This is a genomic window from Campylobacter showae (assembly GCF_900699785.1).
GTDB lineage: Bacteria > Campylobacterota > Campylobacteria > Campylobacterales > Campylobacteraceae > Campylobacter_A > Campylobacter_A showae_D.
In genome coordinates this window covers 1,539,120-1,556,353 of sequence record NZ_LR535679.1, presented here as the reverse complement: position 1 = coordinate 1,556,353, position 17,234 = coordinate 1,539,120, and the positions used below count along the sequence as shown (strand labels likewise).

The 17,234-nt window shown below is 46.2% G+C and carries 12 protein-coding genes and 1 pseudogene; all 13 read right to left on the bottom strand.

Annotation, left to right across the window (positions count from 1 at the left end; genetic code table 11):
* Positions 1-9 precede the first annotated feature (9 nt).
* A pseudogene (locus tag E4V70_RS07770) lies at positions 10-291 on the bottom strand (uracil-DNA glycosylase family protein); the annotation flags it as partial.
* Between the two features lie 205 nt (positions 292-496).
* Entirely contained in the window at positions 497-1,249 is a 753-nt protein-coding gene (locus tag E4V70_RS07765; RefSeq protein ID WP_122862555.1) for a DUF4198 domain-containing protein, read from the bottom strand.
* Positions 1,250-1,601: 352 nt separating this feature from the next.
* On the bottom strand, positions 1,602-2,102 hold the full coding sequence (locus tag E4V70_RS07760; protein ID WP_122862554.1) for a DNA-deoxyinosine glycosylase: 501 nt from the start codon (positions 2,100-2,102) through the stop codon (positions 1,602-1,604).
* A gap of 134 nt (positions 2,103-2,236) precedes the next feature.
* Positions 2,237-5,824, bottom strand: coding sequence for a pyruvate:ferredoxin (flavodoxin) oxidoreductase (gene nifJ / locus E4V70_RS07755; RefSeq protein WP_122862553.1), 3,588 nt, complete (start codon positions 5,822-5,824; stop codon positions 2,237-2,239).
* Between the two features lie 754 nt (positions 5,825-6,578).
* Positions 6,579-7,229, bottom strand: a complete 651-nt coding sequence (locus E4V70_RS07750) for an HAD family hydrolase (RefSeq protein ID WP_122862552.1) — start codon at positions 7,227-7,229, stop codon at positions 6,579-6,581.
* Between the two features lie 428 nt (positions 7,230-7,657).
* Positions 7,658-8,440, bottom strand: coding sequence for a mechanosensitive ion channel family protein (locus tag E4V70_RS07745; protein ID WP_122862551.1), 783 nt, complete (start codon positions 8,438-8,440; stop codon positions 7,658-7,660).
* Between the two features lie 21 nt (positions 8,441-8,461).
* A complete protein-coding gene (locus E4V70_RS07740) occupies positions 8,462-9,463 on the bottom strand; it encodes an OmpA family protein (protein WP_122862550.1) in 1,002 nt (333 codons plus the stop codon).
* 142 nt (positions 9,464-9,605) lie between these two features.
* The gene (gene rpsI, locus E4V70_RS07735) at positions 9,606-9,995 is read right to left on the bottom strand and encodes a 30S ribosomal protein S9 (RefSeq protein WP_122862549.1); all 390 of its coding nucleotides are present in this window, start codon (positions 9,993-9,995) and stop codon (positions 9,606-9,608) included.
* A 2-nt stretch (positions 9,996-9,997) separates the two neighbouring features.
* Positions 9,998-10,426, bottom strand: a complete 429-nt coding sequence (gene rplM, locus E4V70_RS07730) for a 50S ribosomal protein L13 (protein WP_002949135.1) — start codon at positions 10,424-10,426, stop codon at positions 9,998-10,000.
* A 75-nt stretch (positions 10,427-10,501) separates the two neighbouring features.
* On the bottom strand, positions 10,502-13,297 hold the full coding sequence (locus E4V70_RS07725; RefSeq protein ID WP_122862548.1) for a RecB-like helicase: 2,796 nt from the start codon (positions 13,295-13,297) through the stop codon (positions 10,502-10,504).
* Positions 13,294-15,849, bottom strand: coding sequence for a PD-(D/E)XK nuclease family protein (locus E4V70_RS07720; RefSeq protein ID WP_122862547.1), 2,556 nt, complete (start codon positions 15,847-15,849; stop codon positions 13,294-13,296). The genes E4V70_RS07725 and E4V70_RS07720 overlap by 4 nt, the downstream gene beginning before the upstream one ends.
* 58 nt (positions 15,850-15,907) lie before the next feature.
* Entirely contained in the window at positions 15,908-16,378 is a 471-nt protein-coding gene (locus E4V70_RS07715; RefSeq protein ID WP_122862546.1) for a FixH family protein, read from the bottom strand.
* A complete protein-coding gene (locus E4V70_RS07710) occupies positions 16,371-17,045 on the bottom strand; it encodes a hypothetical protein (protein ID WP_122862545.1) in 675 nt (224 codons plus the stop codon). Before E4V70_RS07710 ends, E4V70_RS07715 begins: the two co-directional genes overlap by 8 nt.
* Between the last annotated feature and the right edge of the window lie 189 nt (positions 17,046-17,234).

Here is a 17,234-nt window from a genome sequence, read left to right as displayed (position 1 = left end):
TTGCCAAATTTAACCGTCTTTTAGTGCTTCCGCGATGATCGTCCACTCTTGCATGAGCCTTTCAAAGCTAAAATTTGCATTCGCCGGGCTAGTAGAGGGTAGCTTGGCGGGCTCTTTACCCGTTGCGTTTAAAATTTGATTTTTTAGGTATTTTTCGCAAATTTCGTGCGCCTTGCCGCCGTTTGAAAATACTTGCACGATGCACGTGCCGCTAAAAATCAGCTCTAAATTTGCAGGCGCGACGGCGGTCATTTTGGCATCGCTCGAGCCCTTTATCTCGCACGATTTCGCCAGCGTGTTTGCGGAGTTGCGTAGTGAAAAATAAATTTACCGATAAATTTAACTGCTTGTTTTGAGTTTATCGCTTTAGAAGTTCTTTTATCGTAACAACGATTTTATAAAATTTACCGGGAAAATTTAGTTTAAAATGCAAAATAGTAGGGCGCATCTTGCTACGCCCTTTAATAAATTTAAGATGCGATCTTGCAAATTTGATCTATTTTAGCTCAAACGCAAGAGTTGCTGCGATCGTCTCGTCATCGCAAATTTTTGAGTCGGTAAACGGCATTTTATGCACCACTTGTAGTAGCCACTTTCCAGGTTTAAGAGCTAGCACCTCTATCGTGCCGTCTGGCTCAGTTTCGCCGTGAAATGCACTTTTTTCTTTCAAAAAGCCGTCAAATGTTCCATTAAGCGTAGCGCTTTCTAGCGGTTTGCCTTCAAATAGAATTTTAACTTTAAACGGTACGCCAACTTTGAAATTTGCCGGATTTTCAAGCGGAACTATCTCTAAACGCTGATTGGAAGGCTTTGTTACGGAGTTGTCCTTCGCGTTTTTGTTTATGACGCCTTTTGCGCTCATGCTTGCTTTTTTGCAGTATTTGGCGTCTTTGATATCCTCTTTGGTTTTGCCCATATGCCATGTGCCATCGCTAGCTTTTGTCCAAAACGTAGGCTTGTACTCGCCAGCTATAAGGTAAGAGCCGTCTTCAAGCTTGCCTCTTTCGTAGTGGTAGTTTTCGCCGCTTTGTTTTAGGCTAAGCTTTTCGCCGTTTTTGGCTATGACGTACGGGGCTTCAAATAGGGCAATCCTGTTATCCGGGATCTTTTCAACAGTCGGAAAATCGTCCGCATAGCCGATCTCAACGCTAGTTACGTCTTTGCTGCTTCCAAACAGCCAAAACTCGTGAGCCAAAGAGTGGCTGCTAAATGCCGCCAAAGCCAAAAGTGCAAATAAATGCTTGTTCATTACCTATCCTTTTAGATTAAGATGTCTATTTTTTATGTTTCTAATATATGCCACAAAAATATTTTTAAATTTCTACATAACTAAATTTTGCTATTGCTTTAGCAAATTTAGTAATCAAAACTGATTTTGTTCATTTAAATTTATAAAATAATACAAGTATTAAAAATACTTGAACCACTGAAAAATTTAAGTCAGTGGTGCAATTATATCAAAATAATAACCAATGTCAATATAAAAATAGTTTTTTTATTTTTAAAAAACGGCATAGTTAGTTAAGTCACTCAAGAAGGTAAATTTTACTAAAAGATTAATAGCATAGAGACGAAAGACGAAGCTGTTTTGAGTTTTTGACCTACTTTAAAGCCTCAGCTATCACCGACCATTCGCTCGCAAGTTTATCTATACTAAATTTAGCATTTGCAGGGCTGGTCGATGGTAGCTTTGTCACCGCATTTTTGGTCGCTTTTAAAATCTCGTCTTCTAAATATTTTTTACAAATTTCATAAGCCTTGCCGCCATTTGCGAATACCTGCGCTATGCGCGCGCCGCCAAAAATCGGCTCTAAATTTACGGGTGCGATGGCGGTCATTTTGGCATCGCTCGAGCCCTTTATCTCGCACGAGATCGCAGCGTCGTAGATAGCGATGCGGTGAGCGAGCAGAAAATTTATCTTTTCATCCGTGCTTTCTGGTAACGGAGCGTTTAAAATCCCAGCCAGCACCCGCCAGAAACGATTTTGCGGATTTGCGTAGTAAAAGCCAAATTTACGAGAAACTACGGAAGGGAAGGAACCGAGGATTAAAATTTTAGAGTTTTTATCAAAAATCGGTTTAAAAGGATGGGTTTGGCTCATTTTGCACCTTTTAAATTTGCCGCGTTAAATTTAAAATTTTCAAATTTGAAAGCAAATTTAACCGCCCAAACGAGCGGCTAAATTTACAGATATTTTCCATCGCCCGTCAAATTTGAGCGAGAGAAATTTGCGCCCTACTCGGCGCTTTCGTTAGCCTGAGCTTCCGCGCTAGACTCGACCTCATCGCTAAAGTCAGCCAAGCTTAGGCGTTTTAGCTGGCGGTAGCGTCTTTGCGCGTCGACCTTGTTTTTAGCCAGCAGCTCGTCGGCGTGCTGCGGGTTAGTTTTTTTAAGCGAGTTGTAGCGAACCTCGTTTAGCAAAAACTCCTCGTAAAGCGACCAATCAGGATCTTTTGAAGTCATTTTGAGCGGATTCTTGCCCTCTTTGATTAGGCGCGGATCGTAGACGTAGGTCGGCCAGTAGCCGCATTTGGTCGCTAGCTCGCCCTGATCGCCCGAGAGCGCCAAGCCGCCCTTGATACCGTGCGCGATGCACGGCGAATACGCGATCACGAGGCTAGGTCCATCGTAGGCCTCGGCTGCGGCGATAGCTTTTATCGTGTTTGCTTGGCTCGCATTTGAGTTGATCTGCGCGACGAAGATATTTCCATAGGTCATCGCGATGTAGCCCAGATCTTTTTTCTGCATCGGCTTGCCGCTAGCCGTAAACTGCGCTATCGAGCCCGCACGGCTTGATTTTGAGCTTTGACCGCCGGTGTTTGAGTAGACTTCGGTATCTAGCACGAGCACATTTACGTTCTCGCCGCTAGCTAGCACGTGATCAAGCCCGCCAAAGCCGATGTCGTACGCCCAGCCGTCGCCGCCGATGATCCACTGGGATTTTTTGACGAGGTATCTTTTTAGCTCTAAAATTTCTTTTACGCCCGGGACGCTTAAATTTTGCTCCAAAAGAGGGGTCAAAATTTTAGCGATTTGCGTCGTTTTTTCGCCGTCGTTTTTGTGCGCGATCCAGTCGGAGTATAGCGCGGCTAGAGCATTTGGCGCGGCGTCTTTAGTGCGCAGCATCACATCCTCGATGCGGTGGCGCAGCGTCTCTACAGCGACGTTCATACCCATACCAAACTCCGCGTTATCCTCAAACAGCGAGTTCGCCCACGCTACGCCCTTGCCCTCTTTGTTCGTCGTATAAGGCGTCGAAGGCGCGCTACCGCCGTAGATCGAGCTACATCCGGTGGCGTTTGCCACTATCATACGGTCGCCAAATAGTCTCGTCACAAGCCCGATATAAGGCGTCTCGCCGCAACCTGGGCATGCGCCATGAAACTCAAATAGCGGCTGCGCAAAGCCCACGCCCTTGACGCTTTCTTTGCTCATCAGATCGTCTTTGTAGGTTACTTTTTTAAATAAATAATCCGCATTTTCCTGCTCGTTTTTCTCCATCTCCTCTGCTAGAGGCACCATGATGAGCGATTTTTCCTTGCTCGGGCAGTTTTGAGCGCACAGCTCGCAGCCCGTGCAGTCTAGAGGGCTTACTTGGATTTTGTATTTTAGTCCTTTTACCTCTTTGCCCTTGGCGTCTAGGACGTGATCTTGCACGGTTTGCGGCGCGGCGGCGAGCTCGTTTTCGTCGATGAGAAACGGTCTGATGACCGCGTGCGGGCAGACGAAGGCGCACTGGTTGCACTGGATGCAGTTGCTCTCGATCCACTTAGGCACCATTACGCCGATGCCGCGTTTTTCGTATTGCGTCGTGCCTGATTTAAAGTGTCCGTCTTCAAAGCCAACAAACGCCGAAACGGGCAGGCTATCGCCCCTGGCGGCGTTGATAGGCTTGACGATTTTTTCTATAAATTCGTCGCCGACGTATTTTTCCTCCGCGCTCGCTTCATCCGTCAAATTTGCCCAGCTAGGATCAACCGCGACCTTAACCAGCCCGTCCGCGCCCATATCGATAGCCTTGTAGTTCATCTCTACGATCGCTTCGCCCTTTTTGGCGTAGGCTTTGTGCGCGTACTCTTTCATGTATTTTTGCGCGTCGGCAAACGGGATGATGTCTGCAAGTTTAAAAAACGCCGACTGCATGATGGTGTTCGTGCGGTTTTTTAGCCCGATCTCGCGAGCTAGCTTAGTGGCGTTGATGATGTAGAAATTTACTCTTTTCTCGGCCAAAATTTTCTTTACTTTATTCGGCAGTTTAGCGACCGTCTGCTCGGCGTCCCAGATCGAGTTTAGCAGGAACGTCCCGCCCTCGCGGATGCCGTCTATGACGTCGTAAATTTCAAGATACGCCGCGACCGAGCAGGCTACGAAGTGCGGATTTGAGACGAGGTAGGTCGAGCGGATCGGGTTTTTACCGAAGCGCAGGTGCGAGCGCGTATAGCCGCCTGATTTTTTGCTATCGTAGGCAAAATACGCCTGCGCGTAAAGCTCGGTTTTATCGCCGATGATTTTGATGGAGTTTTTATTCGCTCCCACGGTACCGTCCGCGCCAAGGCCGTAAAATAGGCACTCTTTCACGCTTGCGTCGCTTAGCGAAATTTTCTCGCCGACTTTTAGCGAGGTGAAGGTCACGTCATCTTCGATACCGACGGTAAAGCCGTTTTTAGGCCCCTCTAAATTTAGATTTTCAAAGACGGCTAGCATTTGCGCAGGATCGACGTCTTTTGAGCTTAGACCGTAGCGGCCGCCTACGATCACGGGCTGATTTTTGCGTCCGTAAAACGCTGCCTTGACATCCAGATATAGCGGCTCGCCGAGGCTCCCCGGCTCTTTCGTGCGGTCTAGCACGGCGATCTTTTCTACCGTCTCAGGCATCACGTCAAAGAGGTATTTTAGGCTAAACGGACGGTATAGATGCACCTTTAGCACGCCTACTTTTTCGCCCTTTGCGCGCAGGTGATCGACTACCTCTTCGAGAGTTTGCGTTACCGAACCCATCGCGACCACGATGCGCGTAGCGTGCGGATCGCCGTAATAATTAAACGGACGATAGTCGCGTCCCGTGATTTTTGAAATTTCTTTTAGATACTCGGCCACGATATCAGGCACGGCGTCGTAGTAGCGGTTAGCTAGCTCGCGCGTCTGGAAGTAGATGTCGTCGTTTTGAGCCGTGCCGCGAGTTTTCGGGTTTTCTGGACTTAGCGCCTCGTCTCTAAATTTTTGTAGCGCCTCGCGGTCAAGAAGTCTATCAAAGTGCGCGTAGTCAAGCACCTCGACCTTTTGTATTTCGTGGCTCGTGCGAAATCCGTCGAAAAAGTGTAAAAACGGTACGCGACCCTTGATCGCCGCTAGATGCGCGACGCCCGCAATATCCATGACTTCCTGTACGGAGCCGCTTGCCAGCATAGCAAAGCCCGTCTGGCGACAGGCGTAGATGTCCTGATGATCGCCAAAGATTGAAAGCGCCTGAGCCGCGATAGAGCGCGCGCTCACGTGGATGACGCCTGGTAGTAGCTGGCCTGCGATTTTGTACATATTCGGGATTTTTAGCAAAAGTCCTTGCGAAGCCGTGTATGTCGTAGTTAGCGCGCCTACTTGCAGCGAGCCGTGCACGGTGCCCGCAGCCCCGCCCTCGCTTTGCATTTCGACTACCTTAACGGGCATACCGAATAGATTTTTCTTGCCCTGAGCCGCCCACATATCGGTGTAATCGGCCATCGGCGAGCTAGGAGTGATCGGGTAGATACCCGCAACCTCAGTAAATGCGTAAGCCGCGTGCGCCGCAGCCTCGTTTCCGTCCATAGTTTTCATTATTTTAGCCATTTTTCCGCCTTAAATTTTCTTATGTTTTTTAAAAATCTTTTATTATAGAGCTAAATTCCAAAATCTATCATTAATCCACCGCTTTTACATTTTCAAAAAAGCCTAAATTTAATAATCTAAAGCCCTAAATTTGTTTTGGCGGCCGATTTTAAAAATCGCTCAAGTTTAAACTATAAATTTTAAAAACGAAGAAGCTATGTATAAAATTTTATCTGCGTTAGCCGCGATTTTCGTCTTATGCTTTTATGCCGCAGCGAATGAAAAATCACGAACGAAGCAAAATTTACGATAGGTTAGCGCAAGAAGATACGTTGCTTCGTCATTGCTATCTCGCGATACGGTTTTATCATCATCGCTCAAAACAGGATTGAGGTTATTGTTAAAGACGGCTTAGCAGAAAAATGAGCCGCTATCGGCTACATACGAGCTATCTCGGTCACGAACGCCTAGTTGTGCTTTACGCCTACCTGAGTGATGAGTCGTTTAAAGTCTTGGATACGGATTTTGACGGCGTTTATCTTAATGCAAACAATGCGATTGAGTCCCTTGAAAAAAGGGAGCGCATCGGCAGGTCAAATTTGCCTTTTTGCCCTGGTCCTTGCGACAAAGTTGATTTAAATTTAACTCGTTATGCTTGTCGCTGCGTTTTATAAATTATTAAATTTAACAACTCAAACAAACACTAAAAATAGCCGTTTAGCGAGCTAACTATAGGTTTTGATCGATGCTAAAATTCTAAATTATCAGCCCAGCCTCATCTACCCGCTATAAATTTAACCGCCTCGAATGCGTTTTTAAAGATCAAATTTGAGTGCCCGCGCAAATCAGCCTCATTGCCATAGCCGCAAACTAGCCCGACGCCAGCGATGCCCGCACGCTTCGCTGCCTCCAGATCCATCGTCGTATCGCCGATCATAAAGGCGTTCGCCTTATCTTGCGCGCTTGTGTTGCCTAGGCGCTCAAGAGCCCTATTTATGGGCTCAGGGTCGGGCTTCGGATTTACGACGTCGTCTCTGCCGATCACGGTTTTGATAAATCTCATAACGCCCAAGTGCTCAAGCAAAATGACCGAAAATTTCGACGTTTTCGTCGTCACGACGCCCACGTCCGCAACCTCGCTAGCAAGCGCCAACGCGCCCGCCGCGCCATCAAGCAACGATGTTTGCTCCAAAAAAATCTGCTCATAACGTGCCTTATACGCGGCGATATAATCAGGCATTAGCTGCGTCGGCGCGCCAAGTCCGGCAAACATGACGTCAAGAGGATGGCCGACTAGAGCCTTGACCGCTTCGGGCTTTGGATCAGGCTCGCCGTGAGCACGAAACGCCGCGCCAAATCCATCAAGGATCGCAGGCGTCGAGTCGATAAGCGTACCGTCTAGGTCAAAAAGTATGGTTTTTTTCATCTTGCTTCTTTCGTTTTTTTGATTGTGATATAGCAAATTTGACGGCATTTTCGCGTCAAATTTACAATTTAATAAACTTTGATTTTACTTTTTGTATTTTAAAATTTGCCTTAAGTCGGCTTTTCAAAATTTCAAATTTTAATCATTATGGGTTTTTATTTCGTTTTACCTTATTGTAGGCTAGGTACTGAAATTACGGTTTTCTTAAAATACCATGATGTCAAATTTAACTTTTATGTAAGGATACTGTTTAAAATATTGCAGGCAAAATTTATGATAGTTATATACTTTTACACAAATTTAACAGCACGGAATTGCAGGTTAAATTTAACCTATCAACCATACAAGCAAATAAGTATAAAATATACAAGAAAACCGAGTGATTAAATTTGCTAGTCTTGTCTTTTGTCTTGATAGCGGATGCTAAGCTACGGCGACGGTATAGAGATGCCTTTAGCGTCAAATGCGAGCTTGACGCTTTCTAGAATAGCAAACTGCACATCCGAAAAATCACTGCTCGCGCACCAAAATCTAGCGGTCAAATTTACGCTATTTTCACCCAAACTTCCGACGCCGACGAATGGCTTTGGCTCTTTTAGGATCTTTTTGTTTTTGTCAGCTAGGTTTAAAATAATCTCTTTTGCAAGCTTTAAATCGTCTTTATAATCTATGGAGAATACGAGCTCAACCCGCCTAGTGCCCTCTTTTGAGAAGTTTATTATATTGCTACTTATGATACGTCCGTTTGGGATAATGATGGTTTTGTGATCGGTCGTACGCAAAACAGTGCTAAACATATTGATTTCTTTGACCGCGCCTTGCACGCCTGCGACTTCGATGTGGTCTTTGAGTTTAAACGGCCTAAAAAATATTATCAAAAATCCTGCGCCGATGTTTGAAAAAGTATCCTTAAACGCCATACCGATAGCAAGACCGATGGCACCTAGCGCAGCAACGAACATAGACGTCTCGACGCCCAAATTTGCAATCGCAGCTATGATTACGAAAGCCATAAGAAGCGTTTTGATGATATTTAGCAAAAAATTCGAAAGAGTTTCGTCAAGTCGAGAGGAAATGATTAATTTTGATATAAGATTTGAGATTTTAGCTACTAGCCATTTGCCGATAAGCAATATGGTGATAGAGCCTAAAATTTTTAAAGAATAGGACGAGATTAACGACCAAATAAGTTCGAATTTAATCTCGTCCATGCATTAATTAAGCTAGGCTAATTATTTGTTAAATCTAGCTTCAACGCGTCTATTTTCAGCGCGTCCTTCTTTTGTTTTGTTTGAAGCGATAGGTTTAAGCTCGCCATATCCGATAGATGTGATCTTGTCTGCGCTTACGCCAAGCTCTTCAAGAGCTTTAGCAACTGCGTTTGCTCTTTTTTCAGATAGTTTTTGGTTGTAAGCCTCAGCGCCTACGCTATCTGTATGTCCGCTTAGAACTACGCGGTAACCTGGATTTTCACCCATAAAGTTAGCTACTTTTTTGATCTCCTCAAGATATTTTGGAGTTATTTTGTAGCTATCGAATGCGAAGTTTACGCCGATATCTCTAAGAACGATAACCTTCTCGCATCCAGTCTCGTCAACCACTACGCCTGCCGGTGTATTTGGGCATTGATCGACATCGTTTAAAACGCCGTCATTGTCATCGTCAAGGCTAACAGGAGCAGGAGCAGGCTCAACTTTTGGAGCTTCTGCAACTACAGGAGCGTTTTTAGGAGCAAAACCTACTGCAAAACCTAGAGTATAGAATAGATTGTGATCTCCGTGGTTAAATTTGATAGCATCAACAGCTTCAGCACGCAACGCAAAGTTGTCGGTGATTTGGTATCTTAAACCAAGACCGTATTGACCGAAGCCGCCGTCGTCATTTTTAACGAATCTTTTTGAAACATCCTCATATCCAGCACCTAGTAATCCATAAAGTGAAAGATTGTCAGTGATACCGAAATCTTTGATGGCATTTACGAAATATCTAGTAGCTTTGCCTTTTACGCCGTACTCTCTAACCTTATCTGCATGGCTAAAACCTAGCTCTACTTGGTTGATGAAGAAATTCTCAAGGTTTCTACCAAGTCTTAAACCGATAGCAGCTTGATCGTTCATTCCAAGGTTACCCTCAGGATGAACTCCGCCGATGGTTGGAGTTAATTCATATTTGTAAGCTGAATCAGCAGCAAAAAGAGCTGTAGCAGCAACTAAAGCAATAGCAATCTTTTTCATAGAAAATCCTTTCAAGTGAAATGTATGTTTCAATGATAACACAAAAATTATAAATTTCGTTTAAACATTTGATATTTGCGAGTTTACAAAAAACCAACCGCAAATATCAATGCACCTTAAATTCGCGCTACCCCAAAAACTATTAGCGTTTAGAGAATTGCGGGCTTCTTCTAGCTTTTCTTCTACCGAATTTCTTACGCTCAACGACGCGTGAGTCGCGAGTTAGTAGGCCTTTTGGTTTTAGTGTTGCTCTAAAGTCGGCGTCAAATAGAGCCAATGCTCTTGAAATGCCGTGCCTTAGCGCATCAGCCTGAGCAGAGTATCCGCCGCCTAGAGTCGTTGCGGTTACGTCTACGGAACTCTCTTGTTTTGTTAAAAGCAAAGGCTGAACTACTTTTAGCTTAATAGCCTCGTGTCCGCCCAGCCAAGTGTTTAGATCAAGTCCGTTTACTAAAATTTTACCGCTGCCCGGTTTTAGCCAGACTTTTGCTACGGCAGTTTTTCTTTTACCGGTTGCATAAACTTTCGCCATGATTATTTTCCTTCTTTTTTAGCTATTTGAGCCGTATGCGGATGCTCGCTGCCGGCGTAAACTTTTAGTTTTTTTATCATCTCTCTGCCGAGTTTTGTTTTTGGAAGCATTCCGCGAACGGCTAGCTTGAACAGTTTTTCAGGTTTGTCAGCTAAAAGCTCGCCGAATTTCTCGCTCTTCGTGCTACCGAAATACCCTGAATGGCGGTGATAAAGCTTTTGCTCAGCTTTATTGTTGCCCGTAAATTCGGCTTTAGAAGCGTTGATTATGATAACGTAATCGCCGCAATCGACATTCGGAGTGAAATTTGGTTTATGCTTACCGCGAAGCAGCGTAGCTACCTCGGTTAGCAATCTACCAAAACGCTTGCCTGCCGCGTCAAGCACGATCCACTCGCGCTCCACTTCGTTTGGTTTTGTTATTTTCGTCATTTCTTACCCTTTAGATAATTTTAAGTCGTGATTGTATTCAAATGCACCTTACAAGTAGCTTAATTTAAGCTATATTTAAATATCAATGCTTCGAATTTGGTCCCGCAAAGCGTAAAATATCGCCGCTCTCACGCTCAAATTCGGATAAATTTGAGCCAGTATTTTTTTGTACTCCTCAACCTGCGCGATATTTTCATCTATATTTTTATCGCTCGTTTTATAGTCGATCACGCAGATTTGGGTTTCGTCCAAACAGAGCAGATCAAGTTGCTTTAGCATGCCCTCAAAGCGCAAAGGCTGCTCTTTAAACACCCTTTTTGCTTGCGTCATTTGCTTAAATTTAGGCTCGTTTATCAAATTTAGCCCGCGCGCGTAAATTTCATCCAACTCGCCCTCGTCCAAAAATTTATGAAAAGCGTTTCGCATCGAAATTTGCGCCGTTTTTAGCGAACTCTCGTCGAATTTTTCCGCCATCTCGAGCAGATAGTGTAGCGCCAAACCAAGATAAATCGCCTTTTGATTTTTGCTCTCGGATTTTGGCGTTTCGTCTACGATTTGCTTTGAAATTTGAACTAGCTCTATAGGTTCAAATTTGCTCGCTGACGTCAAATTTCGTGCCTTGCTAGGCGTAGGCTCGCCGAAGCTAAAATCAATCAAATCAAGATACTCTATAACCTCGCCGTTACTCTCATACGCCTCAAAAAAGCTCGGATTTCTGCCGTTTGCGCCCGTTTTTTTAACGATGATTAGCCCGCCAATCGCCCGCGTTAGCGCGACGTAGAGCTTGTTCATATCCTCTTCGCGCTCGAGCCGCGCCGCTTTTTCTTTTAGCTTTGCAAAATCCTCGTCGATGCACTGCTTTTTGACGTTGTGTCGCACCTGCCAGGAGCCCGTATCCGCGTCATATTCTGCGATGAAATTTGACCCGTCATGCCGTCCGGCGCCCATTTTATCGCACACGATCACGTTTTCAAACTCCAGCCCCTTTGACTTGTGCACGGTCATGATTTTCACGCCCTCGCCGCTTTTTGCGCTCGCTTTAGCTTCAAATCTATCAAGATTGTAGACAAACTCGGTCAAATTTGAATACGGCTGCGCTAGCTCAAGTAGTCGCAAAACGTCCGCGTCGCTCATATCTACGCCGAGTCTGCCCGCTAGATAGTGCAGGCTTTCAAGCGCCGATTTTTGCGGATTTACGCTTAGTTTTACGGCGTTTACGTCCAGGATCGCCTCGGTATTTAGCTTGTAAATTCTCTCGCCGAATAGACAAAATTTAGCGTATTCCGCTACTGCGCGCGCATTTTTGCTTGCTAGCAGCGCCGTCACGCCCTCGCTCACGCTTTTTACGCCCGCCTCGCTCAGTAAATTTGAGATTTTATTTATATCGTCGTTTTTCCAGCAAAGCACGGTGATATCGTCCTCGCAAACCCCTTTTTGCAGGAGAAATTTAACCTGCTGTACCGCCTCTAACGCCACATCATCGCCGCTACTTACCCGCACGAAGCCAAGATCGTCCTCCTGTGCCTCAAAGTACGGCATCTGCCCTACCAAATTTACCCGCTCGCCCTCTTTTTGTGGCGTTCTTTGCGGTTTAAAATTTTCGATCTTGTCCGCAAACACGGCGTTCGTAAATCTAACCAGCGCCTTTTTACTGCGGTAATTTACCTCCAAATTTTGCGCTTTGATCTGCGGAAAATCTCGCATCAGCTTGCCGAAAAGCTCCCTTTTGCCGCCGCGAAAACGGTAAATACTCTGCTTTACGTCGCCGACGTAAAAAAAGCTGCCAAGCCCGTTTTGTCCGTATCCGGCGACGATTTCTTCGATGAGCGGACGCATGATCTCGTACTGCGCGACGTTGGTGTCTTGAAACTCGTCGATGAGCAGGTGATTTATGCGCCCGTCGAGCCTAAAATAAAGCATCTGCGCGTCCGTCTCGCCACCCCTTAAAAGCTCGTAAACTAGGCGCGTCACATCGCTAAAGGCGAGCGAATTTAGCCTTTTATTTAGCGAGATTTTGCACTCTTTATAGATTTTTAAAAATCTAGCCAGCTCGGCGATTTTATACTCCTCCAGCGCATCAAAATAGCGCTTTAGCCGTGCTTTTAACTCAAAAAACATCCCGTCAAGCTCCGGCGTATAAATTTTAGAAAACGTACGATAATCAAGGCTCGAGCGCGACATAAACGAGCGAGCCAATATTTCGCTCGGACTGCCATCTTTTACGGCGCTTTGCGCGTCTTTGCCGCCGCCTCTAGCTAGGACGTATTCGCGCATATTTTTTAGCGCTTCTGCAACGCCGCTTTCGTTTGGAAACGCCGCATTTTCGCTGCTTTTAAGCTCGCCGAAATTTTCGTAAAACATCTCCAAGCTCTCAAAAAAGGTACTCTGACTGCGCTCGGCCGTCGCTATCAAATTCGCAAGCACTTTTAGTAGCCGCATATCCTTGCTCACGCTCGCTACAAACTCGCCCCGCTGTAGCTCGTTTAAATTTTCGCTCACTTCAAAATCCGCGCTTAACCCCAAATTTAAGCAAAAGCTGCGCAAGATGCCCACAAAAAACGAGTCAAACGTGCCGATTTTTAGATCGCTTTCTAAAAAATGCGTCGCCCGCGCGTCGCGCATAGCTAAAATTTCATCCCTGCCCACGCCCAAAATTTGCTCTAGCTCGGCTAGCTCCGCGCCCTTTTCCTCGAGCCGCAAAAAGGTCTGCACGATGCGCTCTTTCATCTCATTAGCGGCCTTTTTGGTGAAGGTCAGCGCCATGATCTCGCGCGCGTCGGCGCCTGATAGCAAAATCGCGATAAAACGCACGCTAAGCGCAAAGGTCTTGCCGCTGCCCGCACTCGCCTCGAGGGCCAAAAACGGCTTCATAGCTCGCCTTTCACTAAAATTTTATAGTCTTCGTATTCGCTCATCGCGCCCTTTGCCTCCCCGAAATTTATCGGCGTGTCGTTTATGGATTTTAGCTGCTCGATCGCCTCTGCAAGCGCCTCCGTGCTAGCCTCGCCGGCCACCAAGTTCATATTATCTTTAAGATCGTAAAAATACCCCTCGCAAGGCCTACCAACGAGCGCCTCGTAAAAGGGCAGTTGCAAGGATTTGGCGTCAAATTTCCCGCTTTTATAGTCAATCACCGCTAGCTCGCCGCCGCACACGTCTATGCGGTCGATTTTGCCGGTTATGCGCACGCCTGCAAACACGCTATCAAGCTCTTTTTCGAGCCCCTGCACGCGCCATCCCGCCTCATATCTCGCGTCCTCTACGGCCTTAAATTTTTCCATCTTTATCATCGTTATCTCGCGCTCTAACGGCGGCGTGTTTAGCTCTCTTAGCACCGTTTCAAATTTAGCGAGGTCAAATCGATCGAATTTAGAATAATACTCAAAAAGCGCCCTGTGTAGCGAGTTACCCAAGTCCGCCGCGGACGCGGTTTGCGGCATCACGGGCGGCTTTACGCCCAGGATATATCTGTAATAATACCGCCGCGGGCACTGCAAATAGGTGTTTAGCCTGCTAAAAGAGAGCGGGATAGCGAAAAAATCGTGCTTGACGATGATGTCTTGCTCGAAAATTTTAGGTTTTGCGGGCGTTTTTCGAGTAAATTTTATAAAATTTAGCGCTTGCGGATTTTCGCTCGGCGTTTCGTTTTGCGCGGCGTTTTCGTCAAATTTATCGGTAGAATTTACGCCAGAATCTAGCTCACCCTGCGCGTCAAATTCAAACAAACTCCGCTCTTTGGCGGTTTTTGCTTGTCCCGACTTAACCTCGTTCTTTTCGTCAAGATGCGTGTTTATCTCACCGTCAAATTCGCCGTTAAACAGCGCCGCATAGCTCTCGTCGCTAAATCTCGCATCCTCCACGGCGTTAAATTCGCCGAGAAATCTCGATGCGATTTTCTCCTCGTTTGCCGCGTAGCATATCGCCACTTTTTTCGCGCCGCCGATTAGGCTCTCGTAGTAAAATCTCTGCAAATTTTCGCGGTCTACGTAGCCGATGAGCCCCGCCTTTTGGCGCACGCGCGAGCTTAAAAACATCTCGTTTACGCTGCGCTTTGGCACCAAATCGTCGTTAAAATCAAGCACTATGACGCCCTCAAATTTAAGTCCGCGACTCTCCAAAACGCCCATCACGCCGATCTTGCCGCCGCCTACGTGATCAAGCCTTAAGCGCGCTAGCTTTATCAAAAATATCTCACAAATTTGACGCAGCGTAAAGCTAAAATATCGCACTAAACTCTGTGCGTAAAATAGCTCCTCGCGCGCTTTTTGCGCAGCGGCTGGGTCGCTCTCAAGCGCCAAAATCTCCTCCATAAGCGCCCTAAAATCCTCAAACGAGCAAGGCGCTTCAAAACCGTTTTTAAATTTAGCAAATAGCTCGGGGCCAGCGCCCAGCTCGTGCAGATTAAACTCGAATTCGTTAAAATTCGCGTAGTTATCCTCGCTCAAATTTACGCGGATTTTGTCGTTTATCGCGGTTACTACGCACTTTAAAATTTGAAAAAATCGCGTTCGCGTGAAGCTCTCGCCCATCGCAAAGTTAAACATCTTACCGCGGTCATGCAGGCGCAAGATCTCGGCAAAGCTCTCATCGGGCAAGATAACGGCGATGTTTTCGGGCTTGATGCCACCTGCGACAAACTCGCTAGCCTTTGCCATCGCGTAGGCCGCCTGCAAGCTTCTAGCGCTAAAGCTTCTTTTTAAAACGAGCGGATTTTTGCGCACGGCGCCCGTTTTTTTTAGCTCGCGCAAGCTCAAATTTAGCTCAAATTCGCCGTATAGACTAAACTCGCTCGCGTCAATGCCCGAAATTTCGGCTAGTTTTAGGAACAGTTTTTTGTTAAATTTACTGGTTTGAAAGATGATTTTTAGCGTCGTTAGCTTTGCGATCTCGCCAAATAGCTCCCATTCAAATTCACTCAAAAAGCCGTCCACCTCAAGATAAATCTCGCGAAATTCCCTCACAAACCCGCCGTTTAGCCGGTAAATTTCAGGTAGCGCGATGCCGTCGTATAGATTTTCGGCCGCGAGTAGCTCCTTATATCGCGCAAGCACCGCCTCGAGGATACCCAGATGCTCCTCGTAATCGGCGTAAATATCGCTAAATTTCAGATCCGCCACGCTCTTTTTGCTGATGGCGAGCTCCTTAAAAAAGCTAAAAAGATAGTCGTTGTTTTTCAAAAAAGCAAAAAACTCGGACGGGATACGCAGCCGCTCGGAGGCCTCTCTCACGCTAGCGCAGGCTCGCTGCATCAGCACCAGCGCGTACGCCTCGTCCGCCTCAAAGCGCCCAGGCACCAGCACGGCTTTTTGCTCAAACTGCGCTATCGTCATGGCCTTTGGCACGAGTTCGTTTTGAAATTTCGCGTTAAATTCGCGGATCTTTCGCGAGTTGGTAAAGATATAAAGTTTGTCTAAATTTTGCATAGAGGCTCTTTGTTTTTTGGCGCAATAATAACCCAGAGCGGCTGAAAATCAAAGAAAACTAGCGCGCTTCGAAGCTAAATTTATAAAAGCCCGTGTCGTTTGCGTCGGATATTTTTAGCAAAATTTGCCATTTGCCTTTTTTGGGGAGAGTTACGGGCTGCGTTTTTAAAATTTGCCCATCGAATTTGGCGTTTAAATTTTGATTTTGCTCGTTCGTCGCGGGTCTAGTTAGTAAAATCTCGTGCGTAAAATTTGACACTACCGAGCCGTTTTTTGGCATGGCGGCGATCTTAAAATACCCGTTTAGCCCGTCAAATTCGGGCTCAAATTTAAGAGCGTATCTGGCGTCAAATCTGCGCTGGCTAGCCTCGATCTCGTTTATATTTTCATCGACGTTTTGGTAGCGCTCGAAGTAAAACTCGTCCATCTCCACGGGGTTTTTGACGGCCAGAATGATGGTCGCTACGCAGGAGGCGACTATCAAAATAAGCGAGATAACGATAGCGTGAGGCCAGTAGTTTTTAGCCATTTTTCCTCCTAAATTTTCTAAACGCGGCGACGCAAACGACGAGAGCGATAGAGCCGTAGATAAAAATCCTAAACGCATCTAGCGTCAGGCGGTTTTGGCTGCCGATAGCGTTTTGCAAGCTCACGCCCTTGCTCGCGGCGATCTGTTCGGCAAGATCCGCGTAGCCGTTTAGCACGGCGGCGTTAAAGATATCTTTGCCGTTTTTGGACGCTAGTATCGGCAAAATAGAGCCGGAGCTTGGATACGGGCTTAAAATTTTCTCTTTATCAAAAAGCTTAAGCGTCTCGGAGTCGGCAAAAATTTCCACCTTATGCCCCGCTTTAGCAAGCATCAAAAGTGCGTAAGGCGGGGTTAAATTTAACTGCGCGGCGGCTTCTTTTAGCGTTTTGCCATCCAAGCTCTCATAAACCGCGACCCCTGCAAACACGCCGCTTTTACTCGCTAGCTCCTCACCTAAAACCGCGATTTTCTCGCTTACGGCCGGGCTTAGGATGCTTTGATTTACTAAAACTATCTCGCGGGGCAAATTTGAGCCCTGCAAAGTCGCCGCACCGTAAAAAATAAAAAGCAAAAAGATAAAAAAGACGCGGGTCAAATTTGCAAATTTGAGCGCGAGAAAATGACAAAGGATAGTTAAATTTGAGCGAGCGTAATTTATAATTTTCATCGGCCAAGTCGCGTATTTTCGCGCAAAATACAAAGCGAGCCGCTAGGATTTAAGCGTAAAATTTGAAAAAGAGCGACAAGGTCTGCGCTCTTTGATTTATCAAATTTCATCCCACAAAAAGGTGATTTGGCGTTAGCACCGCCCACGCCGCGATAATGGCGGTCGCGATGAGGCCGGCGACGATAATTT